This is a genomic window from Vibrio sp. 2096 (genome assembly GCF_033339595.1).
Lineage (GTDB): Bacteria > Pseudomonadota > Gammaproteobacteria > Enterobacterales > Vibrionaceae > Vibrio > Vibrio alginolyticus.
Genome location: NZ_JAWOUX010000001.1, coordinates 434,695 through 460,401 on the forward strand (window position 1 = coordinate 434,695; position 25,707 = coordinate 460,401).

Here is a 25,707-nt window from a genome sequence, read left to right on the forward strand (position 1 = left end):
CTGTTTTAGCTTTTCTTCTACAACCGATAGGTTTTTCTTCGCGGCTTCAAAGTTAGGCTTTTCCTCTAGCAGCTTTTTATACAAATCAGCCGCATCTTCTAATTGACCATTTTGAGCGAGCGAGTTGGCGAGGTTATAGCGGCCGTTAAGGGAGGCATCATGAGAAAATGCTTCGATAGCGGCTTCGTAGTCACCTTTTTGATAACTGGCGGCTCCTTTCCAGCTTGGGTTTGTAAATAGGTTTTGCGCCTGTTCATACTCACCTTGCTTGTAGAGTTCCGCTCCTTGTTGGTCGGCATTTAAGAACGGATTAGCTTCTGCATGCGGTGTCCACGTTACTGGGACTACAGTCGCAACTACCATCCAAATCAGGTCGCGTCGAAACAGTAAAGCCGCAGGAAGAAGTAACAACGGCAGTAACCAAAAGCCACTGTTGAGACGAGAGTCAGTTTTAACTTCTTCGCTTTGGGTTGCAGAAAGCTGGCTACCAATGTTATTGGTAAAGGCCGCGATGTTTTCAACATCACGGTTGGTGTGTTGAATAGGAACAAATAGGCCACCAGTCTTATTCGCTAGCGTTTGTAGATTTTTCAGATTTGTTTTCGCTACGACGGTTGTGCCTTGTGCAGTTTTTAGCAGAGATCCATCGGGCAGCGCGATAGGCGCACCGTTAGGAGTCCCGACGGCAAGAACAGAAATGCGAAACTTTGTACCTTGGACTAAATCTAACGCGCGAGACAGCTCTGACGTATCAAGATCATCCGCTAACACGATGATATCGCCTTGTTGCGTGCCTGCTTGAGAAAACTGGTTGATCGCAAGTTCAATCGCGGCAGGCAGGTTTGCTCCTTGAAAAGGCATCAGCTCTGGTGACAAATTTTCGATAATGCCAGCAAGCGTGCTGGAATCAGTTGTCAGTGGACTTAAGTTATAGGCATCGCCAGCGTAAGCAATAAGTCCAGTGGCTCCCTCTTTCCATTTAGGCAGCAAATCGAGCGCCTTATAACGTGTTTGTGCTAGCCGATTGGGTTTGATGTCTGTAGCAAACATAGAGCGAGACATATCAAGCACCAAGATACGGTTTTGGTTTAACTCAAAGCTTGGTCGAGCATTGGACTGCCAGCTTGGCCCCGCTAATGAAATGCAAGTTATTGCCCAAGCTAAACCCCATAGAGTGAAGTAATGCTTAGACTGCGTGTTTTGTCCGAGCATCCGCGATAGGTGAGGGGCAATCAGTGTGGACTTTTGGGCTCTAAATTTGTGATTAAGCAAGAGTGCAATAGGGATCACGATGAGCCCCAAAAGCCAATAAGGATTGAGGAAAATAAACTCAGCCATGTTTTCTCCTTAATAGGAATAACAATACCGACAATACAAATGCAGCGCTTAATGGATATGGAAACCATTCAGACTGAGGGCGCCAAGTTTGTGTGTCGCTAGATACGGGTTCTAGCTGGTTGATGGTGTCATAAATCTTTTCGAGCTCTTCTGTATCTCGCGCTCGAAAATATTGTCCACCTGTCACCTCTGCCACTTTAGTCAGTGTTTGTTCATCTAAGTCGGCTGCGGTGTTGACTTTGCGAGTCATGAAAAACTCTTTTACCATCATTTCACCAGCGCCCACGCCCACGGTGTAAACAGTGGCGTTGTATTTTTTCGCAATTTCCGCTGCTTCTAGCGGCTCGAGCACCCCTGCAGTATTGCTGCCGTCACTGAGCAAAATCATGACTCGTTGGGGAGCATCACTGTCTACAAAGGTTTTTGTGCCTAACCCAATACCATCACCAATGGCGGTTCGTTGACCAACCAAGCCGATGACGGTTTGATTAATCTGTTGCATGACGCTTTTGCGGTCTGCAGTGAGTGGTGTTTGCAAATAAGCATGGTCGCCAAACAAAACAACTCCGAGACGGTCACCTTTTCTCTTTGCTACGAAATCAGACAGAACTTTTTTGACTGCTGTGAGGCGATCGATATATTCGCCGTTGAGTTCCATGTCTTCCTGCTGCATCGAACCGGACAGATCGACGACTAACATCAAGTCCCGATATTTGGTTTGGAATTCAACGGGATCGCCAAACCAAACTGGACGCGCACACGCGACGACAAGAAGGCCCCAGATCGCGATTGAAAGTGCTTTTTGCAGCGCTTGCTTAGGCTTGCTGCGATTCTCATTGGTTGGTAAGTACGCCAATTTGATCTCGGCTTGTTGAGATTCTTGTGGCAGGAACTTGTATACCAGCCATGGGATGGGCAACAAAAACAGTGCCCACCACCAGACAAATTCAATGTTTAGCCATTGGGCAAGATCGGTTATGAGTGTTTGCTCAGTCACGGTTATTTGCCTTTTTCTTTGGTGGCAAAGCGTAGGTTATCCAAAAGACACAATCGTCTACCAAGCTTTGATGCTGCCCTTGGGAAGAATTCTGATACAACGCTTCTTGCCACTGATGTTGTTTGTCTACGAATCGACTTTCTTTGGTATGGCTATCGAGAAATTTATACCAAGCGATTCCGGTTAATGGTGCGATCTCTTCACGCGGAAAGTAACTCAATGCTGCCTGGCGCAATATTTCCAGAGCAGAAGAGGGGGTATGAGGCGCGGTAGGTTGAGTTAAAAGTGTTAATGCTGTCTTTTTTGCGCGTAAGTGTTTTTTACGCCATCTCACATAAAGACAAATGCCGAAAACGAAGAGCAAGGTGGCTGCAAGCACCACCCACCATCCCCAAGCGAGCGGAAACCAATCCGGAGCGTTTGGCAAAATCAAAGGTTCAAGGTCTAGGCTTTGGTTGTTTGTTGTCATTATTATTACTGCTTAATAAATACTGCTTGTCAGTTTGTTAGCTTAATTGTGAAATTAAGGGCCAGCCACTTGATAGCGTGTTAAATGGAATTGCTATCGAATGGCACTGCTGCTTAATGGTTTCTTGATGTTGGGTAAAGTGGCTTTCGAGTTCTCTTCGTTGTCCTTTAGAGCCAAAGTTAAACCATTGACTATGCAGCCCATCCGAAGCTTTCACTTGACCTCTAAAGTCTGTTTCGCCTCTTTCTAACGGATCATAAAACTGAACGGCCCTTACGCTATTGTGTTGTTTGAGTCGACGTAGTTGTGCCAGTTCCGTTGGTGTTACGTGGGCAAAGTCACTGAGCATAATCAATTCGCTGCCTTTTGGGGTGAGCGTATGAAGTGTCTCCAATACTTGTGTATAAGGCAGTGTACGAGTGTCGTTGCTTGCAGTACGAGTTACTTGCGCATTATGTATGTCGACTATGGCGTTAAGAATCCGCAGCCCTTGTCTTTGTAAAGAAGAGGGGCGAAATTCAAGACATTGATGTCCGTCATCAATCACTGCGCCGATGCGATCTTTTTTAGCTAGAGTTAGCCAAATTAGAACACTGGCAAAGTGGGCCAATTGAACGGATTTGAGTACATACTTAGATCCAAAATGTAGACTAGAACTTAGATCAAGATAAAGAATGACCGCTTGCTCTTTATCTTCTGCAAACAATTTTGTATGTGCTTTACCGGTCCTAGCGGTGACTCGCCAATCAATGCTGCGAATATCGTCGCCAGGTTGATATTGGCGCACCTCCATAAAATCCATACCTCGCCCTTTTTGGCGACTGGTATGGTTACCACTCATCTGCGACCAGAGACTCTGTGCTGGTGGTAACCAAAGTACAGATTGAGTGCGATATTGGAGCAGCTCTTCAAGGGTTAATGTCACCCCATTCGCATGAGGTGGTAATGAATGTGTAGCGGACATATCACTCACCTGTTTATGCACTGCCAACAAGGTTTAGCAGTTTATCGATGACCTGGTTTGCCGTAATGCCTTCCGCTTGAGCGTGGTAACTCAACAATAAACGGTGGCGCAGTACCGGATAAGCCATGGTTTGAACATCTTCCGGAGAGACAAAATCACGACCAGCAAGCCAAGCGTGCGCACGTGCACAGCGATCAAGAGCGATGGTGGCACGCGGACTCACACCCATTGACAACCACTTGTCCAACTCAGTGTCATATTCGTTGGCTTGACGTGTCGCCATAACTAAACGGACGATGTACTGCTCTATCGTTTCTGCCATATGAATATCCAACACCTCTTTACGTGCAGTGAATATATCTTGTTGGCTTAACATTGGGCGTTCAACCTTTACTTCGCCCTTTGCTTCTCCGCGGTTAATACGCAAGATAGATAGCTCATGCTCTGCATCTGGGTATTCCACTTCTAAATGCAATAAAAAGCGGTCTAGCTGCGCTTCAGGAAGGGGGTAGGTCCCTTCTTGCTCTATCGGGTTTTGAGTTGCCATAACCAAAAACAACTCTGGCAGCGGGTAGGTATGACGACCTGCTGTGACTTGTTTCTCTGCCATTGCTTCAAGCATTGCCGCTTGTACTTTGGCTGGTGCACGGTTTATCTCATCCGCAAGAATAAGCGAGTTGAAGATAGGACCTGACTGGAAAGTGAACTCTCCGGTTTCGGGACGGAAGATATCGGTGCCGGTTAAATCGGCTGGCAGCAAGTCAGGGGTGAACTGAATTCGGTGGAAGTCACCTTCAACACAGTCTGAGAGTGATTTTACTGCACGAGTTTTTGCTAACCCAGGAGGGCCTTCAACTAAAATATGCCCATCCGCAAGAAGCGCAACAAGCAGTTGCTTTACCAGATCTTGCTGTCCGATGATCTGCGACTCTAAGTATTGCTGAAGAGTTTCGAAGTTAGATTTATGCATGCTTTGGACTCTCGGTATCCATGTGATTTTCGTGTTGAGTATTGGTCATTTTCCATGTGAAAAAAGTTCCAACGCTCTATTGCAATTTATCTTTTCAATATTGGGACGCTACAGAGAATTGCAAGTACGTGCTACCTCTGAAAGTGCTTATTTGACAGTGTGTTACATTTATTTTTCATAATATAATGAGAAATGCCTCTAGTTTTGTACATATGAGCCGATAAAGATTCCGTGGTGTGCGTGTCATGAGATATGCACCTGATTCCCCTTGTGGGGCCAATAACAAGTGATTCTTTTAAAAGGTCCGAATATGTTGAAACTTCATTCCTTGAGCATCAAACAGAAGGTTGTACTTGGCATTACGTTTGCTGTTCTAGCATCAACAATCATTGTTGGTGTTATGGCTCAGCGTCATGCGAGAGATGTATTGAGCCATCGTCTTATTGACATCGAGCTACCTGCGATGTTGCAGCAAATCAATACCGAAATTGACCGCGAAGTTGTCGAAATGCAACAAGCGGCAAAACAGCTGGCTACAAACGAATTTATTGTTGAAGCCCTATCTAATACAGACCGTGATCCGTCAGTAGAAGTTCAGTTGGTTCAGCAGCTCAATAACGTTAAATCACAGTATGGTCTTAATGATGCGTCGGTAGCGAATCGTCAAACGGCATATTACTGGAATCAAAACGGATTCTTACGTCAACTTAACCGAACGCAAGATGCTTGGTTCTTTGGATTTACGTCGTCTGGTCAAGAAACGTCCGTGAGTGTGTTCCAAGAGGCAAATGGCGAAGTGAAAATGTTTGCCAATTTCCAAGATCTTAATGGTACATCAATGTCAGGTCTCTCTAAATCTATGGGAGACATGGTTGCTTTGCTCAATGGGTTTAAAATTGAAGATACGGGTTACGTGTTCCTCACTAATGAACAAGGCCAGATTCAAATACACCGCCAACAAGGTAAGAACCAAACTTCTATCACTAAACTATTTGGTAGTGACGCAAGTGCGCTGTTGAACAAAAATAGCTTCAACCTAATTAATGTGGAGTTTGAAGGGCAGGATACTTTTGTTTCTAGTTTGTATGTTCCTTCAATGAACTGGTTTGTTATTGGCGTGGTTCCCGTTGATGAAGTATTCGCAGACCTGAATGCGACAGCTAAAAAAATGCTGTTTACGACCATCATTGTTGCCGTTGTATTCATTCTCATGGGCGTATGGTTGGCAAACAGCATTACGAAACCAATCCGACTGATTGCCGATCGTTTTACCGACCTTGGGCAAGGTGAAGGCGATTTGGCGCAGCGTATTGAAATTAAGGGTAATGATGAAATTGCTCAGCTTTCAAAAGGCTTTAATGGATTTATTGAGAAGATTCATGCCACGATGAAAGAGGTTGCTTTAACCAGTGGCTCATTAAGTCAAGCGGCAGAAAGTGTGTCAACGAAAGCAACATCCACACACGACAACAGCCAAGAGCAGCGTGATCAAACCATTCAAGTAGTTGCAGCTATCAACCAAATGGGTGCGACCATCAGTGAAATTGCATCGAACGCTGCTACCGCTGCTGATACGGCAAATCAGGCTTCAGATAACACTCAAACTGGTCGAGAAGTTGTGATGAAAGCAAAAGAGGTGATCAGCCGCCTAGCCGATGATGTTGAAACAACCAATATTGTTGTTACGCAGTTGGCATCGACAACCAAAGATATTGGCTCGATTCTGGGTGTAATTCGTGACATCTCTGAGCAAACGAATTTACTTGCGCTAAACGCTGCAATTGAGGCTGCTCGTGCTGGTGAGCAGGGACGTGGTTTTGCGGTTGTTGCTGATGAGGTAAGAAACCTAGCTTCACGCACGGCTGATTCTACAGAAGAGATTCAGCGCATGATCAATCAGCTTCAAAGTGACGCACAAGACGCGGTAAGTGCTATGGAAGCGGGCAAAGCGGTCACCATTGAAGGGGTTACTTCTACCGATGAAGCAGTCGAGGTATTAATCAGTATTTCTGAACGAATCACCGACATCTCTGATCGTAATACACAAGTTGCAACGGCGACGGAAGAGCAATCCACGGTGGTGCATACCATTAATCAAAATATCGAAGAAATCAACGCGATAAATGAAATGACAACCGCGACAGCAGAAGAGTTGGCGGATGCAAGTCGCGATCTTCAAGCGCTCTCTTCTCGTTTAGACAAGATGGTTGGTAGCTTCAAGTTATAGAGTTGGATAGAATAGGCGAAGTTTAAAAGTTCAATCATTAATTTTAGGTAAGTACTATGAATGACTTCGAAAAAGAACTAGAGCAAATTTCTCAAGAAACCGCTCAGGAGCCAGAAGTAAAACTGCCGTCGCTAGAAGAGCAAAAAGCGATCGTCGCTGAGCTGAAAAAGCTGGAAGCGGAAGGTAAGCTGACGCCAGAAGTGTTAGAACAACACTTTGGTAAGTTTAACCAAAAAAACGCAGTTCCAATCCACTAAGTTAGGTGGTGTTTTACCTCTAACGTGCGTGATTAAATCACCTGCTCAAACACAAAAAGGGAGTTTATACTCCCTTTTTTAATGTCTGAAAAATGCTAATACCTCTCACATACTTGCCACTTAAAAATTATTGACATTTCAATGAGTTATTAATTAGTACTAGTGATTTTCATACTTGACAATACTACCGCTCTATCTAAATCTATTGCGTATTTCAATAAAAACGACCAAGGGAATGCGATCAGGATGGAGCAGCAAAAAAAACGAAACGTTATTTTAATCACGGAGGGAAGTCTACAGTCATCTCTGTTGAAAGATGTATTGGAGACCAAACTCGGTATTAGTGTTGCTCTAATCACGCCAGATAATCTGATTCACGGAGTGTTACATGAATCTCTTTCATCAGCCATTATTGTTGATTGCAGCGTGATCACGGATGAAATTTTTCGCCGTTATGCGGAGTTTAAAGCGGCCAAGCAGAAAGACACGCTTGAAATCTTAATTAATTGTGAGCAATCCATATCGACAGAAGATCTCTTTGCTTGGCGTACTTTGGCCGGTATTTTCTATACCTCTGATGATATAAAAACGTTGCAAGTTGGTATTGGTAAGGTGCTTCAAGGAGATATGTGGTTCAGTCGTAAGTTTTCTCAGCAGTACATTACTTACCTTCGTCGACATTGCAAACCTATAAATAAGAATGTTTCCGCTATTCTGACCAAACGAGAGCAACAAATAATTACCTTTCTTTCCATGGGGGCGTCCAATCAACAAATCGCTGAACAATTATTTGTCAGCGAGAATACGGTAAAAACGCATTTACATAATATTTTCAAGAAGATTGATGTGAAAAATAGAGTTCAAGCACTTATTTGGGCAAAGGAAAATATTTCAGACAACTCGTTACCGGTGTAATGCTATTGCAATATTAGGTTGCCTAATTTAGTAAACTCTTAATAATTTCTGTGACCTGAATGTGTTAAAAGTGTTTCTTTTATGAGAAACACTTTTTTTGGTTCTCTTTTTAATAACTTTAGAATTTAAAAAAGTAGCAAATAACTTTACTCTGTGAACTAGCACTTACATATCAAACTAAGTGCTGACGATTAACTACTAATTTAAGAATGTTAAGTCACTGAAAGTATGAGAAACATTATGGAACAGTATATGGAAAAGCCTGAAATCCTAATGCTCACTCAACAAAGTTTACAGAGTGAAAACTTTAAGGAAATGCTTTCTAAAAATACAGAAACTAAAATAACGATCATTGATACTAAAAACCCTAGTTATCATGAACTCATTCCGGAACGCTACTTTTTGCTTGTTGATTTTTCAGTTGAGATTCCTTCCGAAACTTTAGTTTATTTAAAAGATAGTAATAAAGTGCTAGGAACCATAATGCTTAATCTAGGTTATGACTTAGACACAGAAGAACTCGCTTCTTGGCCTCATGTAAAAGGTATATTTGGTCCAGGAGATTCAATGGACAAGGTTTGTCAGGGATTAAAAGCAATAATAAAAGGGGATAATTGGCTGTCTCGAAGATTACTTGATCAGCTAGTAAATTATTATCGAGGCAGAGAAGTAAATAGCATTATCGAACCTGCTATTGAGGTTGAGCTTACTCGGCGTGAAGTTCAGGTTTTAAAAATGTTGAAAGAAGGTGGTTCAAATATGGAAATCGCTGATTCTTTATTTATCAGCGAGCATACTATTAAATCACATCTATACAATATTTTTAGAAAGTTAGAAGTAAAGAACCGTACGCAAGCTACAAGTTGGGCTAAGAGAAACCTGTAGTACTAGTATTAACTTGCTGTAATAAAAAGAAAATACTCTATAAAGTACTAAATTTTATATTTATTATTAAAATGTCAGTCTGAAATATCATCCCATATTCAAACTTATTCCTATTCAGTTGACTATTAGACTTCTCATGTCGTGACGAATCTAGTCAGACGTGGAACAGAAGGTCTATTCAATTAATAAGCCAAGAGGGAATAAAAATGAGCGCAAGTGACAATGACACGTATTTAGGCGATGCAGGTGTAAATAACCAATTTGCTGATTTCGATGGCGGCGATGATTTGTTTATCGGTTTTGGTGGTAATGACTCGTTTGTTGGCGGTGGCGGTAATGATTATGTGATCGGCGGCGACGGTGATGATCGCCTAATTGGTGGTGCTGGAGATGATTTGTTAAAAGGTGGGATTGGTGATGATCTATTAAAAGGAGGTTTTGGAAACGATAAGCTTTTAGGTTTGTTGGGTGATAACAAGCTATTAGGAAACACTGGTGATGATATTCTTGTTGTAGGGGCTGGAGATAACATATTGGTAGGTGGGAGTGACAGTGACAAGTTTGTGTTCACGGATAAGTTTGGTGGCCATGGCGAAGCAAAGGTTATGGATTTCACCATTGGTGAAGATTCTTTGCACATTGTTAGCGACTCGGTTACAGCCTTCGGTGATTTAAGCTTTAGCTACGATGCAGTTGGGAATGCAGTGTTTACCGATGGGGCTGATCTAACAGTGAAACTTATTGGCGTGACTGAAACTGACATCAACACCTATGGTGCAGATCTGTTCGTAATCTAAACGACTGAAAATAACTCTGGATGGGACTTAGTTTGCGTGGCTCTGCCATGCTAAAGCGAACTAACCGGACACTCTAGAGCGATTTGAGGTTACCTTAAGCTAGGCGCTAGTATTTCTGGCGCCTACAATTTTCACGTTAAACGGAAGTAGTCGTGCAAAAAACGGTTTTCAAAGAAGTGAAACAAAAACTATGCACGCTTGCGGGCTTGCTGATCGTTTTTAGCCTTTTTATCAACTTATTGGTTCTCTCTATTCCGCTGTACATGCTTCAAGTGTACAACCGAGTGATATCCTCCTACTCAACCGATACTTTATTCTTGCTCACTGTCATCGTAATTGTCGCGCTGTTAACCATGTCCATCATCGACATTGCACGAGCACAAATGAGTAAATCTTTTGGTTATTGGATGGACACAAAACTCTCCGCTTTCATGCTCAAGCGCACGATTCAATATCAATCACATACTGGGAAGAGTTATACCTCGCAAACTCTGAGAGACATTCAGAACATCAAAAGCTTTTTGAGCAGTCAAGCACCTTATCCACTGTTGGATGCGCCCTGGACACCGCTGTTTATTTTATTTGTGTATTTATTGCACCCGATACTAGGTCACATCGCGTTACTTGGATCTATCGTATTGTTTAGCCTAGGTCTACTTAATGAGCTAATGACGCGTAAAACAATGCAAGAGAGCGAAGTCAGAGCGATTTCTCATATCAACAAAGCAGAATTAGCCACGCAAAACTCCAATTCAATTCTCGCAATGGGGATGATGAATGCATTTTTAGAGAAGTGGCAGTCGCGCGTGAGTGAAGTGAATGTGCTTGAAGAGCGAGTTGCAGGTAAGTTCATCTACATGGCTAACTTTTCTAAGTTTGTGCGTGGATCACTACAGATATTTTTACTGGGAGGTGGTGCATGGTTAGTTATCCAACATGAGATAACGGCAGGGGCGATGATCGCGAGCTCCATATTAATGAGTCGGGCATTATCGCCGATGGAGCAGGCGATAGGCACGTGGCGAAGTGCGATGTCTGCTAAAGGCGCCTATAAAAGGTTGAAAGAAATCGATGCGATCGTGCGCCAAGATGAATCAGATATGCCACTGCCTAAACCAAAAGGACACTATGAGCTTACCGGACTGGCCTATCGCCATCCTGGAGCAACCGAACCAGTGCTCTCATCGATCAACTTATCGATTCCTCCGGGTGTTGCTGTTGGGGTGATTGGCCCTTCTGGTACGGGTAAATCGACGTTTGCTCGGCTGTTATTAGGTACGGTTAAGCCATTAGCGGGTAAAGTGACTCTTGATGGAATGGAAGTCTCCGTATGGGCATCTGAAGATCGCGGCGTGCATTTTGGGTATCTCGCTCAAGAGGTGGAGTTATTTCCTGGCACAATTCGAGAGAACATCGCGCGCTTTAAAGAAGAAGACCCCGCTAAAGTCATCAAGGCGGCTCAACTAGCAGGATGTCATGAATTAATACTCAAGAAAAACAAAGGCTATGATTGCATTATTGGTGAAAATGGCCGTGGTTTATCTGGGGGGGAAAGGCAGAGAATCGCTCTTGCAAGAGCCGTTTATGGCGATCCTTCTATTGTGATTTTCGATGAAGCGAATGCCAACCTCGATGGTGAGGGAGAGGCTGCGTATCAACGTTTGATTGCCCATTTAAAAGCACAGAGTACAACGATTATCGTCATTGCCCACAATCCGAGTACGTTACGACAAATGGATAGGCTGTTGTATTTGGCTGACGGCCGAGTCAAGTTATACGGCGCTAAAGATGAAGTATTAAAACGTTTGATGGGCGAAGAAAGAACAGATATCCCAAGGGTAAGAAATGAGCAATCAACTGCCAACCGTTAATCAGAGTTCTACCGAGATCGTATATCGTTTTAGCCCCAAAGCGAGACTAAGCTTTCGAAAACCAATTTTACTCGGTGTGGTGACCTTAAGTGTTTTTCTTGGAGGTCTTGGCTACTGGGCTGCAACAGCCAAATTAGAAAGTGCAGCGATTGCTTATGGTGATTTGTCAGTTCTCACTAAGCGACAAGAAATTCAGCATTTAGAAGGCGGTATTATTGAAAAGCTATATGTACAGGAAGGGGATTTAGTCGAAAAAGGTCAGTTATTAATTCAACTTTCTAAGCGTCAAGCTATGGCTAAGTTGGACTCGTTAAGTGGTCGTTTTATCCATACTCTAGCAAAGGAAAACCGTTTAAGTGCGGAGCTTGATGAGCTTCCAACGATTGTATGGTCTGATGATCTTGAAAGCATTCCCCGTGTCGATATCGTACAAGAAGCACAACTGGTTCAAAACAAGATCTTTGAAGCGAGAAAGCGATTCTTTGATAGTAAACTGAGTATCATTGAGCAGAGTATTTCTGGAGCAAATTTAGAGCTTGAAAACCTTCAGCAAACCAAAGTGATTGAGACGGAACGGCTCAACTTTATTGCTGAAGAAATAGACAGCAACCAAGCCTTGGTGCAAAAAGGTTTCTCGGGAAAATCTACCTTACTTCAACTCAAGCGCCTAGCAGCGGAGGTGAGAAGTACCTTAAGCCAGTTAGACAGGCAATCGCTCACCGTTAGAAAAAGGTTAGATGAGAACCTAGCGCAAATTGAAGAGTTGAAGCTTGAAAGGCTGAATGAGATTGTAGAGGAACTACGAAACACCAAAACGGAAATTGTCGCAATTCGGGAAGAATATCGCTCCGCTCAAGATATTGTCGCAAGAACAACGATCAACGCACCTATTTCTGGTCGCGTAGTCAACATGCAAGTGTTTACCGAAAAAGGTGTGATTGGCTCGGGTGAAACGTTACTAGAACTGGTCCCGCAAGACGATAAGTTGTTAGTCGAGGCTCGTGTTAATCCTCAGGATATTGATTTAGTGAGTCCAGGCCAGCAAGCGCATGTTCGTCTGACCGCTCTGAATGCACGGACGTTGGCACCTTTAGACGGTACAGTGCTGACGATTTCTGCCGATAAGCTCTCGCAAGAAAACCAAGAAGATTTTTATCTCGCTAGAATTGCAATTTCACCGGAAGATGTGACAAAACATCGTTTAACCTCAGGCATGAATGCCGAAGTGCTGATTTTATCTGAGCCACGAACGCCATTGAGCTACCTAATAAAGCCAATTACAGAAAGCATGAATCGCGCCTTCAGAGAGGAGTAATTTCTAAGTGCTTTTTGAAGAGTATTGTCAAAGAGTATCGAATCCAATTACATATCATCATTAAATAAACAGTTTAAAGTCTAGGTTTTTTTCTTAAAGTCGTATGTTTGTAATTTTTAGTTTTTCTGATCTAGTGAAGAATATCAATATTTTACTAGCTAATTATTTTTAGGTTAACTGTGGTAGAAATGTCATATAGTACTCTATTCATTTTCATAGTTTGTATCTTAGAGCATTTTTGAAAACTTAGTGATAATTTATTTTTATATCCATAATTTTTTAGTATTAGTAACTTGGATGAATTATTTGATACTTTTTAAAAATAAACAATATGGAGTATTAAGTATTTCAGATAAAGTACATTAAACCTTGCTGTAAAATAAAAATGTATTATCATATCAGTAAATTTAAAATTTTTCTTTTTTACAATCTTATTTTATTGTTGGTAATGTGTTTTATTAAATAAATACGACGTTATATCGTCATTAATTATCATATAAAATCTTATAATATTGTATAGGGAAATTTAAAATATAAATACAGGAATTATCGTTCTTACAACTCAAAAAAATTAAAAAGCTTTAAATAGATTGCGTTGTTAATTTATATAGTTCACCCGGTGTAGTCAGCGACACGTAATTACGATTAGATATTAATTATTGAAGAAATAGGCTGAGAACTTACTGTCATGTTACAGGTGTACTGTAGTTCAAAGTATTGTCGCAAGGGAGATAGAAAAGTGTGGTATGGTAAATAGCGAAGATATTGTAATTTTTCTGAAAGTTAAAAAAGGAAACGAACTTTGGGATAAAAATTTAACTTGGCTTTGGTCGGTGGGATTTATCACCTGTTAGAACAACATAAAGCTCGAGTCTATACCCAATCGAAAGGTTATGTAGGTTGTGAAAGGTCACGGTAGGAATAATAGCTTAAATTACTTATCCGAATCCCATCTGAGGTTTCTATTAAAATCTTTTTGAATGATAGATTTAATGAATATATGGTGGTTTTATTCATGTGTACGATTCAAACAAATTATCATGTGCATTTTTTTACTTACCACTTTGTAGCCATACATTTATTTCTTTGTAAGACAAATCTGATAACTATTCTTTATATAACAATATATTTTATTTATTGTTACTATTTGCAATTGATTATTATATTTTAAATATAAATTACTTTGTGCCATTAGGCTGATAATAATGTTGTGTATTTATCATGAAAAACAGGGATTAATTTTGGTTTTTATTTTTATTATTTTAAATTCAACAGTGTTATTACGCTAAATATTATATTTTTATGGATTATACTTTCTTAAAAATGACTAATAAAAATTTATACAAGTTGGAAAGCATTACATCAATGTTTAAGATTAGTGTTATCTTGTTATTGATTGCTTTTTTTTACTCTGAAAATGCATTAGCTGCAGGCGAAATAGAAATATCCTTTAATCCAACATTCGGTCTGCCCTACGAAAATGGACAGGTCATTACATACTCGATTGAAGTTCGAAATACGACGATCAGCACGATCAGTGATGTCTCCGTAACGAATGCCATTTGGGATGTGATGTCTGGTTCGAATAGAGCGTTCAGTAGTGTCAAGATCACTGATACTCATACGCTAGGTACGAATGCAGGTACTTACTCCTCTAGCAATAGCAACCTGAATGTGACCGGCGCAAACTTATTACCGCTAGGGCGTATTACTTATCAAATTGAAGCGACGGTTGCTGATGATGCTGCTGAAGATATTGTTCTTGGCAACACCGAAGTAAAAGGAACGGTTTCCGGCACAGAGACGACTTTTACTAACCCAGATACAATTACTTTCCCTCCGGCTGAATACGATTATCTTCTCGAAGAATACGTTAGCCCGACCGAATACGATGTTGGCGGCACACTGACTTATTCTTTAACGGCAACCAATAATGGTGCTTATGCGGTTAAAGGATTAGATATTGAGCAAGAGTTTGCGTCTTTAACAGGACAAAAGTTAGATGGCACAACAGGGAATGCATTTAGCAGCGTGACCATTAGTGCCGTGGCTTCATCGGGGAGCGATGCGGGTACCTTTGCAACAACAGGAGATTTGTCAGTCACCGATGCGGAGATCTCTGTTGGTGGTTACATTACTTACACCATCAAAGCGACGGTTGCTGCGGACTTAGTTTCCGATATTGATACCCAAGCAAGCTCCACGACTCGTGCTGGTACGGTCGACGGCAACCCGCTATCAACGCCTCCATCTGAGCCTGAAATTGCACTGGAACACACGCTCAATTCAACATCGCCATACCTGATTAACGGTGAGGTGGATTTTGAGTTGAAGGTGAGTAACAACGGTGGTGCGATTGCTCATAATTATCATGTAAAACAAAATATTAGCGACCTAATTAGCCGCAATGGTTTAGCTAACAATTTATCCCCTTCTTACAACAACACCGATGTGGATGGTAACCCCTTCACGACCTGGGATATCACGGTTTCAAGCATTGGCAGTAACTCACTTTCTGACTACCAAGGCAGCGCACAAACGGATGTCGATTTTGACGATACCGTTTCTATCTATCCGGGCGAGTCGATCACCTACCAAATTAAAGCAACCCTTACCCCAATCACGATTGGTACCTTGCAAGGCTTTACTGCTTCTGTAACGGATGACTCAGGCTCGTTGGTCAAAAGCTCCAGTATTTCGGATACGGTTGATGCTGAAAAAGTGTTGAGTGTGACGGATTCTGATATCTCTATTTCGAAGACCACTTCTGCATCCGAATATGTACCAGGTGGTGAAATTGAGTACGAAATTACCGTTACAAATGGCTCATCAAAATATTTTGCCAACAACCTGTTAGTCCAAGATAACCTAACTTGTGTTAAGACTGAGCAAGCGGGTGGCGCAGGGGATGGCCAAGCTTTTGAACAGTGGAAAGTTGAGGTTATTTCGGGTGAGGACTCGATTGGCTCGGACCCAGGCACCTTTAGCTACGGCACTTGGACGTCGAATCCACTTTCGCTAACCCCAGATATCGCTCCAGGTAAAACCATCAAGTACAAGCTGACTGCGAAAACCAATGATACCAGCACTGGTCTTATTCTTGATGACGATCCAAGTTGTTCTAACGATAACGTCACTGAAGAAGGCTCGGGTGTTCAAACACCAGATGACAACTTGCGCGCAAGTAAAGATGTAGATAGTCGCTTTTACTCTTCAGGCCAGACTCTTACTTACACCATTACCGTGACGAACGATGGTGATGGTTTTGCAAACCAAGTTCAGGTGCTAGATGACCTGAACTCAGTGAAAACAACCGATATCAACGGCAAAGAAATCAATGCTTATTCGGATTGGACGATCACCGCTGAAGCATTTAAAGACGATGGCACACCAGCAACTGCTTCAAATACGGGGATGACCGGAGAAGTTAAACACCCTGACAATTTAAATGTCATCGCAACGCTTCAACCTCACTCCTATATCGAATACACCATCGTTGCTGACACTAACCCAATTGCAAATGGTCATATCTCAAACGAAGTCACGGTGGATGGCTCTGTTTATGCAGACCGAGGTTCTGATCCTCGTGATTTTGCGATTGAGCTAAACAAACGCGTTAAGACCAATACTGACTCAGGTTTTCATGGTGAGCAGACGGCTTATTCTAAGCTGGATACTGAGGTCACTTACCAAATCAGCCTGAAGAACGATAAAGAAAACGGTTATGCGACAAATGTGGCGGTAAAAGACGCCTTATCTTCGATCACCGCGAAGATATTGGAACCAGACACGACGTCAAAACAAGTCTTCAAGTCGTGGACGATCAGTGCTGAGATCATCTCGGATGATCCTCAACTTGATGGCAACCCTGCTTATACAGATGTCGGTACTTTTAGCGATAACACAGATCTAGACACCACAGCGCATATCCCGCCAAACGTTGAAGTGCTTTACACCATCGTGGCACAAATCGATCGCTCAAATGAAAACGAGATCATTTACTCTCGATTTGATAACACGGCAGAAATTAAAACGCCTGATTCAAGCATTCAAAATTCAGCTTCGGACACGGTAGTAGTTTATCCTCACGATCCGAAAGTTATTGTTGCCAAAACAACGCCAAACGATGATTTCAAGCCCGGCGATAAGGTGACGTTTAAAGTCACAATCGTCAATACTGGTCCAGGCTATGCCAACGAAGTGCATGTTACGGATGATATCCTCGGCCTAAATGCGTTCTCAGATTGGACAATTACAGCGTCGACAGACTCCAATAACTCACCCTTTAAAACAGGCAGTTATGAAGGTGAGAAGTCAGGTTTTCCAGATGGCGGCAACATCAATAGCTACATCGATATTGACCCTAAGATCAATGGCTCAGAAGGTTATGTCGTCTATACCATTAAAGCTACAGTTAAAAATGACTATGTAGAAGATGAGATCTCTAATACCGCAGAGATCTATGACCCATCGACGAACTTAAACCAATCCTCTTCTGCCGAAATTGGTGGTACATCGGGGGATTCTCTTAACGTTTCTATTCTGAAAACAGCGGACAAAGTACGTTTTGTCCCTGGCGATGACGTCACTTATGAGGTTCGTGTTTTGAACAACGGCGCGAATGTTGAAAATGGTCTTAAGGTCGTTGATTTACTGACAGACATTCGCTCTGTGTTGGCAAATGACAAAGACAATCAATATGAAAACTACCCAGATCAATCTCCATTCGAATACTGGCAGTTTGATTTCGATGACGGTGGCGGTTTTCAATCTCAAACTACAGAAGATTTTATTTACCCACCGGGTGATGCATCGAACACGATGACACTTGCTGCGGGCGAATTGCGTACTTTCCGAATTAAAGCTCGTGTTAAAGACAATGTCATTGGTTCTCAGGATTCAATGGGTAACTTAAATGACAAAATTGAGAATGATGCCTACGTATACCGTGACTTTGGCCAAGTGACTGAAGAATCACACGTTTCTCATCACGAGATGGAGCGCGCATACAACGGTGGTGATGTAGTCAGAAAGCTATTGGTTAATGGCGTGGAATCAAAATTCTACTCTCCGGGCGATACACTTACCTATCAAGTGACGGTTTCTTCTCAAACCGGTTATGTCAATGACCACGCAGTAAGTGAAAACATCACCGGTGTGACGACTCAGTTGTTGGATGGCTCTTTGGCTACGCCATTTGATAAAGGTTTCACAGTAGATGTTTCGAAGGACGATTCTAATGGTGGCGACGGTACAACAGATGGCACGTTAGATGGCACCGTTGCGGATAATCAAGACATCAACACAACGATCGATGTCGCAGGAAAAGACTCTGTTACCTTTGAAGTTGTTGGTGTAGTGCGAGAAGACGCGACTGGCACAATCACCATTGGTGGCATCACGGTTATTCCGAACAGCTACCATCTAGCGTTCTCCAAGACGGTAGATCAATCAAGCTATGAACCGGGACAACCTCTGGTTTACCGCTTAACGATCGAAAACGATGGTAAGGGCAACGCATACAACATTCCTGTCATCGACCGACTATCCAATATCATGGTCGATCTTGTCGATGGCACAAGCGGTAAAGCGTTTGACTCGGGTTGGACGGTTGTTCCAAGGATCGTCAGTGGCAGCTCCTCGGCTATTCTCGATCTGGATGGCAAGATTGCTGATAACGCAGACATCGATACTCATGCATCCATCCCTAAAGGCACAACCATTGAATACGTTGTCACAGCTAGGGTGAACAACAACTCCGTCGGTGAGATCTTGAACTTGCTTACTGTCGATGGTGATACCGTGAGTGCGGAGACCAAAGCGTCTGCTGAGAAGTACGACTTCTCTAAACATGTCACCAAAATCTACGATCAGGATGGCACTACCGAGTTAAGCGGTGGTTACACGCCGGGTGGTTACATCGAGTATGAAATCTCACTGAAGAACTTGAACAACGTTCACATCAATGAGATGCCAATCAAGGATGAAATCAGCAAGATTCAGACTGATTACTTCGATGGAAGCGGTAAAGGTCGTGCGTTTGATTCATGGACCATCGTGACCAGTACCGATTCGAGTGGCATCAGTGATGCAGGCTCTGTCAGCAATAACAGTGATATCGACACTAATTTCAACTTAGCCGCAAACGGATTCGCGACAGGTGGAACCTTTGTTACTTACACCATTAAAGCGAAGATCAGTGAGAAAGCCGTTGGCCAAATTCTCAACGTTGCGGTGGTAGACAACAGCCATAATTTACCGTCAGAACCCGTGAACATGCTGCCGGTGAGCATTGCTAAGTCGCATAAAGCGTACACTGATACATCACTAGCGACACACAAGACCACATACAACCATACGACAGACGGCGAAAAGATCGTTTACCACTTGCGTATTGAGAACAATGGTAAAGGTTTGGAGTACAACAAGTCACTGAAAGAGTTGTTCTCAAACGTCAAAGTACGTGTCGCGCAAAACGCAGCAGGCGAATCTGACTCACAAACGCTACAGGCATTTGGCCAATATGGTTGGACAGTGACCGCGACGACCTCGGGTGAAGCGACGACGCTAATTGATGGCTATACCGGCGGCGCAAATGCAGATATCGACATTCCTGTACTTTCAATTGCGCCGGGTGGTTGGATTGACTTTGTCATGGAGTCACAGATCCGCCAAGACGCGCTCGACCAGATTGTTGCGACTCCGAAATACAACGGCAGCAACTTCAATTCTGCGAAAGTCACGCCAGAGGGTAGTAACCTGTCGGTGAGTAAAGAAATTGTCTCTATCGATGGCAAATCTTATGTATCCGGTGACACTTACAAACCGGAAGATGAGGTCATCTACAAATTCACGGTGACCAACACCGAACCCGTGTGGCGTGATCAAACCGTTATCCAAGATATCGTCTCTAACGTTCGCGTTGAGGTGATTGGCGGGACGACGAAATCTGCGTTCTCAGAGACCAACATCTCCCATGCCTTTACTTCAACAGGTACAACGGGAACACAAGACACTTACATCGAATCTTATGATGCAACCGATGATCTTGACCTGTTAGTCGATATCGCTCCGGAAGAAGTCATTGAGTTTACGGTTACTGGTAAAGTTCGCCCAGATGCACTTGGTGATATCGATGGCAACACGGGTAAAGCAGGCAACCAAAGTGATACAACTGATGTAATTCCACCAGTTGTGCCTGTATTGAACTTCGAGAAGTCAGTGCTGAGTACTACCGCAGACAGTGGTACATGTACTTTCCCATCAACGACGGGTACAGATTGTCACTACAACCCGAACGGTCAAGTTCAGTATCAAGTTAGTGTGACCAACGTGGGCGACAGCATTACCAATGGCGCGACTATCGTTGATGAGCTAAACACCATTAATACATCAGATGGTAAGGCTGCATTCCAAGACTACAGTGTGGCAATCGTAAGTGCGCCTGATCCAGACCGATTCTCTATTACGGGTAACTACCAAGGAACCGTGCCACTGAATGCAGCGTTCGACTTGATGCCGGGTGATGCGGTTGTGTTTGAGATTGACGGCACGGTAGCGGCGGATGCGTCTGGCACAATCACAAATATTGCAAAAGTGAATGATGTTGATAGTAATGCGATTGTGTTGGATCCGGGTACTTCAAGCTTAACGGCAGAGAAGTCGACCAGCACACCAACTTACACACCGGGTTCCGAGATTCGTTATGAAATGCGCATTCGAAATGAAACGCTACTTAACGAAGAAATTGATGTTCGAGATTTGATCTCGACGTACAAGGTTGAAGTTGCTGATGGCTCTGAACAGACAGCACTTAAAGATTGGGCAGTAACAGCAAGTGTGGTGAGCGACGGTAACGCTTCTGGTTTCCGTGACATTACACCGCTCCAATCTATCGCAGCCAATACTGACATCGACGTTACCGTGAAAATGAATGGTAAAGTGGATGGCGGTGCAGAAAGTGAAATCCTAATCGAAGTCGTTGGTCATGTTCGTGATGATGCCGTTGGTGAGTTTACAAACCAACTACAAGGTAAGCTGAATTCAGGAACCAAGTACTTCACCTACAACCTCAAAGAAAAAGTTATCGTCCCAGAACCGGGAAGCCTTGCTGTGACTAAAGTAACCTCAATCACCCCTGCGATTTACCATCCGGGTGATACCATTGGTTACGACATTGAGGTGAAAAATACCGGTACAGGTTATGCGACCGATGTGTTGATTTCAGACCTTTGGAAGACAATTCGTGCTGAGAAAGCTGGCGCAACATTACCTGTGCGTGCGTTTGATTCTTGGTCAGCAAAATCTGTGAGCGTTGATGGTACCGATCCAACGTTGACTCAACCCATAGCGGGCTCTGAGGTGACTGGCGACAATGGTTATCAGATTCGTTACAACATTCACCCAGATCACACAGTGAAACTTCATGTTGAAGGTGTTGTAAAAGCGGACCTTGTTGGCGATATCACCAACGTAGTGGAAGTGAGCGATTCAAGCAGCTCTCAAACTGCGGATGCGACTTACGTGGCGGCAACTGCTGACCTCACGGTCGATAAAACAGTTGATAAGAGCCAATACGAATCAGGTGACAAGCTGACCTATACCATCAAGATCGAAAACACCACCGCCAACTGGGCGAGTGATGTGGAGATCAAAGATCTGGTCAACGACATCACTTCAACCAGTATTACGGGCGCGACAGTAAAAGCGTTTGAATCTGGCACCATCTTCTTCAATGCATCTTCACAGACGGGTGACACCAAGTTCCCATCGTCCACTGGTGAGTTTTTAGATGGCAGCTTGGACATCGGTCCAAATGATGTGGTGACCATTACGGCGGAAGGGGAGCTTGACCCAGAAGTGGTGGGCGATGTCACCAACCAAGTTGAAGTGACCTACAACGGTTCGACTAAAACCGCAGAAGCGACCAGCACGGCGAAGATCCCAGATTTAACCTTCACCAAAGAGCCAATGGTAGAGTTTTATAGCCCTAACCAAGCGGCAGGTTACATCCTGAAAATCGTCAACGAAGGCAACAGCTACGCGAATGACATCAACCTAAAAGATGAAATTGGTGCGCTAACCGTGAACACCATTGATGGCTCGGCGAACCAAGCCTTCCTGCAATGGGCGGTTCAGTATGTTACGGGCAGTTCACTGACCACAGTCGATGCTAACTCACTCGTTGTCGACAAGGATATTGATTACAACATCGACCTCGCACCGAACGACACCATCACCCTTTACGTTATTGGTCTAGTCAATACAGAAGCGACGGGCGACATTGTTAACACCGCAACGTTGAATCACAACAGTAAAGACGTGACGGCAACGGCAACGTTGAAACCGCGTCCGGGCGATATCATTCTAGAGAAAACCACCGATGAGCGTTACTACCAGCCGGGAGAGTTCTCTACATTCCGCGTCAAAGTGACCAACAACGGTTCTGGCTTTGCGGCCGATGTAAAAGTCGAGGACATCATTTCTTCACTCGAAGTGGAAACCTCGGGTGGAGCAATGGAGCCTGCATTGAATGATTGGACCATCGTGACCACTAAAGGCGACCCACGCACCAATATCGAAACGGTACCAGGACCAAACGGTGACATTTCTACCAACCTTGATATCGCGCCTGGCGACACGGTTGAATTTGCCATCACAGGTACAGTCAACAGCAGTGCGGTGGCTAACATCGTTAACACCGCGACAGCTGAGTTCGGCGGTGCGACCACCGATGCAACAGCAACGTTAGAAACCTTACCTGAAGAAGTTTGGATTGAGAAAACAGCAGAATCACCAATTTACATTCCGGGTGAGGAAGCGGTTTTCCATGTTCGTGTTTACAACGGTACCGATGGTTTCGATAACGACATTAAATTGGATGACATTCTATCGGGTATCAAAGCGACCAACATTTACGGTGTTAATGAGCGAGCGTTTGAAAGCTGGACGATTGAAACAACCAACACTGACAGCCGCACAACGATCACGCCAATGCCTATCGATAACCAAGACATTCGTTCAGTAATCGATATCGCGCCGCATGACATTGTTGAGTTCACCATTACGGCGAAAACCAACCCATTAGCGGCGAGTGAAATTACCAACACTGCCACCGCTGATTTGAATGGCACCACACAACAATCGAGCGCGACTATTCAGCCTCAATCGCAAGGTATCTCTATCGAGAAAACCGCTGACACTGAGTTCTACATTCCGGGCAAAGAAGCGACATTCCGCGTCAAAGTGAAGAACGAAGGTACGGTGCCAGCAACAGATGTCGAGGTGAAAGATGCCATTAGTGATCTTGAAGTGGTTCGTTTAGATGGCACGACAGTCAAAGCGTTCGATTCGTGGCGTATCGAAGTTAACAAGGGCAGTTCCGATACTGACATTACCAATATTCCAAGCGTAAATACGGACATCGATTCAACGCTGACCATTGCAGCGAATGATGAAGTGGAGTTCGTCATCACTGGTTTGGTGAATCAATACGCAACGGGCGAGATTGAGAACACAGCAAGTGCGTTGTTCCGCGGTGAAACTCAAGAAGCAAGCGCGATGCTATTGGCGATGCCAGAGTCGGTCAAGCTAGAGAAGACCGTCGATGATGAGTACTACCGTCCGGGTGAAAACGTCACTTACCACGTGGTGTTAAGTAATGAATCTGGATCGTTTACCGAAGAGATAGTGCTTAAGGATCTTATCTCAGAGTTGAAGGTAAATACGATTCATGACACCGAAGCGCCAGCGTTTACCAGTTGGAGCATGACAAGCTCATACAGTGATGACCGCACCATCGTGTTACCACAGATTCAAGGTGACAATCTGGACGTGAATAGCCGTGTGATTATTGCGCCAAACGATAAGTTGGACATTGAAATCACGGGTGTCGTCAACGCGGATGCGATGGGAGAAATCACCAACCACGCGTATGCCTACGACAAGTCAGAAAGTGATGTTCTGGCGGATGATTTCGCAACTATCAAACCACTGCCGATCATTTTGTCGGTGACCAAGGTGGCAGATAAAGCGGAATACACCAACGACGACGATGAAATTACCTTCACGATGACGGCGACCAACCGAGGCTCTGCAGATGCAGAAAGCGTCAACCTGTTGGATGAAATCGATAAGCTTATTGGTAACAACGGCAATCCATTGTTCACCACATGGAAAGCGACCATCACTGAGCTTAAGTCTGGTGTGGTGGTTTCTGTCGATTCAGATAGCAATGTCGATTCAAACCACACTATGAAGGCGTACCAAGGTAATGAATACGAAATCGTAGTGACAGGTGAGATCAACCAAGGCATTGATGACAACTTCACGAACGTCTTTACCGCGAAAGCATCGACAGGTGAAGTCGCGTCCGCCAACGTCACGATCAAGGTTAAGAAGCAAGCTTACAACGAAGGCATGCTGAAAGTGACCAAGGTAGCGAGCAAGTCAGAGGCGAGCGTCGGTGAAGTTGTTGAATACGAAGTCGTGATTACCAATGAAAACGACAACCCATTCACGGGTGTACGTTTGGTTGACCGCTATCCGGGCGGCTTTGCTTACATCCCAGACTCGACAGAGATGGTCAACAGTGGTCCTGATGGCGTATTTGATACCTCGGATGACATCCAAATCACCGTAGAGCCAACGAAGACCAATCAACTGTTCTTCGAAGTCGGCGACATGAATATTTACGGCAAGGGCGATTCGAAAACCGCTGATGCTGTTCGTATCCGTTACCTAATGCGTGTAAGCGTCGGTGCTACCTTTGGCGTTTACACCAACACAGCATGGGCCGAAGCGCCACCGGCAGAAAGCTTCTCGGCACAAAACACCACGACCAACTACGTTGTGAAGTCGAACCTCGCCAGTGCAACGGTTGAAGTCATGCCAGATAAGGTATTCGACACCGCTTCGATCATCGGCAAGGTGTTTGAAGACCACAACGGTGACGGTTTCCAAGCAGACGCAACGGCAGATGACATTTATATTGATGTAGACCTTGCCGCAGGCGATTACGTACTGGGCTCAACTTTCATTACTCAAGATGGCGTTGAAACCCAACTTAAAGATGTGAAGGTGAAACTCAAAGGCCAAGACGTTGTTATGTCGAGTGTGGACAAAGGCTATGAAGTCGATGAGCTGTTTGGTCTATCTCGTAACCGTACCCTCGAACACAGCAACAAAGTGGTGTTCCAGTTTAATACTCGAACTCGCCAAGGTTTCCCGTTCAAGGTGACAACGGATAACGGCACGCACATCGAGTTCGATAAGCAAGGTAACGCGATTACCAAGCACAAAGGAGATAAGAAAAAAGGTCTGTCGGCAGAGAACATCGACGTGGTGAGAAACCTCTACCGAGATGGGGATATGTACTTATGGGAAATCATTGTAGAGAACAAAGGACTTTACGAAGACGGTATCCCAGGCGTTCGACTGTTAACGGTCGAAGGCATCATCATCGAGATAGACCAATATGGTCGATACCACGTTCCAGATCAGTGGGTGTTGAATAAAAAAGGTAAGCAGTTCTTGGTCAAAGTCGACACAGACTCGCTACCGACAGGCATGAGGGTGGTCAGTGAGAACCCGAAAGTACGCCGAATCACACCAAACAAACTGACGAAATTTAACTTCAGTATTCAAAGCAGTGGGGATGATTAACCGTTCGCAGTACAGACGCAGGCTGGGCCAGACCCAGCC

At 43.9% G+C, this 25,707-nt stretch carries 13 protein-coding genes; 8 read left to right on the top strand and 5 right to left on the bottom strand.

The window, feature by feature from the left end; translation table 11 throughout:
* From R7Q41_RS01960 to R7Q41_RS01980, 5 genes are all read right to left on the bottom strand, one after another.
* A partial coding sequence (locus R7Q41_RS01960; protein WP_225477348.1) for a VWA domain-containing protein occupies nt 1–1,338 on the bottom strand: 1,338 nt, incomplete at its 3' end.
* A complete protein-coding gene (locus tag R7Q41_RS01965; protein WP_250654562.1) occupies nt 1,331–2,335 on the bottom strand; it encodes a vWA domain-containing protein in 1,005 nt (334 codons plus the stop codon). The genes R7Q41_RS01965 and R7Q41_RS01960, both read right to left, overlap by 8 nt.
* Nucleotides 2,328–2,804 (bottom strand): DUF4381 domain-containing protein, encoded by a 477-nt coding sequence (locus R7Q41_RS01970; protein WP_065275458.1) that lies wholly within the window; start codon nt 2,802–2,804, stop codon nt 2,328–2,330. The genes R7Q41_RS01965 and R7Q41_RS01970 overlap by 8 nt, the downstream gene beginning before the upstream one ends.
* 37 nt (nt 2,805–2,841) lie before the next feature.
* The gene (locus R7Q41_RS01975) at nt 2,842–3,768 is read right to left on the bottom strand and encodes a DUF58 domain-containing protein (RefSeq protein ID WP_065275457.1); all 927 of its coding nucleotides are present in this window, start codon (nt 3,766–3,768) and stop codon (nt 2,842–2,844) included.
* Between the two features lie 13 nt (nt 3,769–3,781).
* Entirely contained in the window at nt 3,782–4,738 is a 957-nt protein-coding gene (locus R7Q41_RS01980; protein WP_005383914.1) for an AAA family ATPase, read from the bottom strand.
* A 310-nt stretch (nt 4,739–5,048) separates the two neighbouring features.
* On the opposite strand from R7Q41_RS01980, the gene R7Q41_RS01985 reads away from it, so the two are divergent.
* From R7Q41_RS01985 to R7Q41_RS02020, 8 genes are all read left to right on the top strand, one after another.
* Nucleotides 5,049–6,965 carry a methyl-accepting chemotaxis protein gene (locus R7Q41_RS01985; protein WP_017821859.1) on the top strand — a complete coding sequence of 639 codons (1,917 nt, stop codon included), beginning with the start codon at nt 5,049–5,051 and terminating at the stop codon, nt 6,963–6,965.
* Between the two features lie 56 nt (nt 6,966–7,021).
* Nucleotides 7,022–7,222 (top strand): restriction endonuclease subunit S, encoded by a 201-nt coding sequence (locus R7Q41_RS01990; RefSeq protein WP_005375165.1) that lies wholly within the window; start codon nt 7,022–7,024, stop codon nt 7,220–7,222.
* Nucleotides 7,223–7,468: 246 nt separating this feature from the next.
* Nucleotides 7,469–8,137 (top strand): LuxR C-terminal-related transcriptional regulator, encoded by a 669-nt coding sequence (locus R7Q41_RS01995; RefSeq protein WP_065275456.1) that lies wholly within the window; start codon nt 7,469–7,471, stop codon nt 8,135–8,137.
* 228 nt (nt 8,138–8,365) lie between these two features.
* On the top strand, nt 8,366–9,022 hold the full coding sequence (locus tag R7Q41_RS02000) for a LuxR C-terminal-related transcriptional regulator (RefSeq protein WP_031777174.1): 657 nt from the start codon (nt 8,366–8,368) through the stop codon (nt 9,020–9,022).
* A gap of 206 nt (nt 9,023–9,228) precedes the next feature.
* Entirely contained in the window at nt 9,229–9,819 is a 591-nt protein-coding gene (locus R7Q41_RS02005; protein WP_206959036.1) for a calcium-binding protein, read from the top strand.
* A 152-nt stretch (nt 9,820–9,971) separates the two neighbouring features.
* Complete coding sequence (locus R7Q41_RS02010; protein ID WP_206959034.1) at nt 9,972–11,690, top strand: type I secretion system permease/ATPase; 1,719 nt, start codon at nt 9,972–9,974, stop codon at nt 11,688–11,690.
* Nucleotides 11,665–13,005 (top strand): HlyD family type I secretion periplasmic adaptor subunit, encoded by a 1,341-nt coding sequence (locus tag R7Q41_RS02015; protein ID WP_206959032.1) that lies wholly within the window; start codon nt 11,665–11,667, stop codon nt 13,003–13,005. The genes R7Q41_RS02010 and R7Q41_RS02015 overlap by 26 nt, the downstream gene beginning before the upstream one ends.
* Before the next feature lie 1,365 nt (nt 13,006–14,370).
* Nucleotides 14,371–25,668: a hypothetical protein gene (locus tag R7Q41_RS02020; RefSeq protein ID WP_318144324.1), complete on the top strand. Its 11,298-nt coding sequence runs from the start codon at nt 14,371–14,373 to the stop codon at nt 25,666–25,668.
* Nucleotides 25,669–25,707: the final 39 nt, after the last annotated feature.

Bases quoted from the DNA above. Each gene is read 5' to 3' on its own strand.
- R7Q41_RS01980 (WP_005383914.1), bottom strand. From the start codon at position 4,738: ATGCATAAATCTAACTTCGAAACTCTTCAGCAATACTTAGAGTCGCAG.
- R7Q41_RS02015 (WP_206959032.1), top strand. From the start codon at position 11,665: ATGAGCAATCAACTGCCAACCGTTAATCAGAGTTCTACCGAGATCGTA.
- R7Q41_RS01985 (WP_017821859.1), top strand. From the start codon at position 5,049: ATGTTGAAACTTCATTCCTTGAGCATCAAACAGAAGGTTGTACTTGGC.
- R7Q41_RS02020 (WP_318144324.1), top strand. From the start codon at position 14,371: ATGTTTAAGATTAGTGTTATCTTGTTATTGATTGCTTTTTTTTACTCT.
- R7Q41_RS01970 (WP_065275458.1), bottom strand. From the start codon at position 2,804: ATGACAACAAACAACCAAAGCCTAGACCTTGAACCTTTGATTTTGCCA.
- R7Q41_RS01990 (WP_005375165.1), top strand. From the start codon at position 7,022: ATGAATGACTTCGAAAAAGAACTAGAGCAAATTTCTCAAGAAACCGCT.
- R7Q41_RS01975 (WP_065275457.1), bottom strand. From the start codon at position 3,768: ATGTCCGCTACACATTCATTACCACCTCATGCGAATGGGGTGACATTA.
- R7Q41_RS01995 (WP_065275456.1), top strand. From the start codon at position 7,469: ATGGAGCAGCAAAAAAAACGAAACGTTATTTTAATCACGGAGGGAAGT.
- R7Q41_RS02000 (WP_031777174.1), top strand. From the start codon at position 8,366: ATGAGAAACATTATGGAACAGTATATGGAAAAGCCTGAAATCCTAATG.
- R7Q41_RS02005 (WP_206959036.1), top strand. From the start codon at position 9,229: ATGAGCGCAAGTGACAATGACACGTATTTAGGCGATGCAGGTGTAAAT.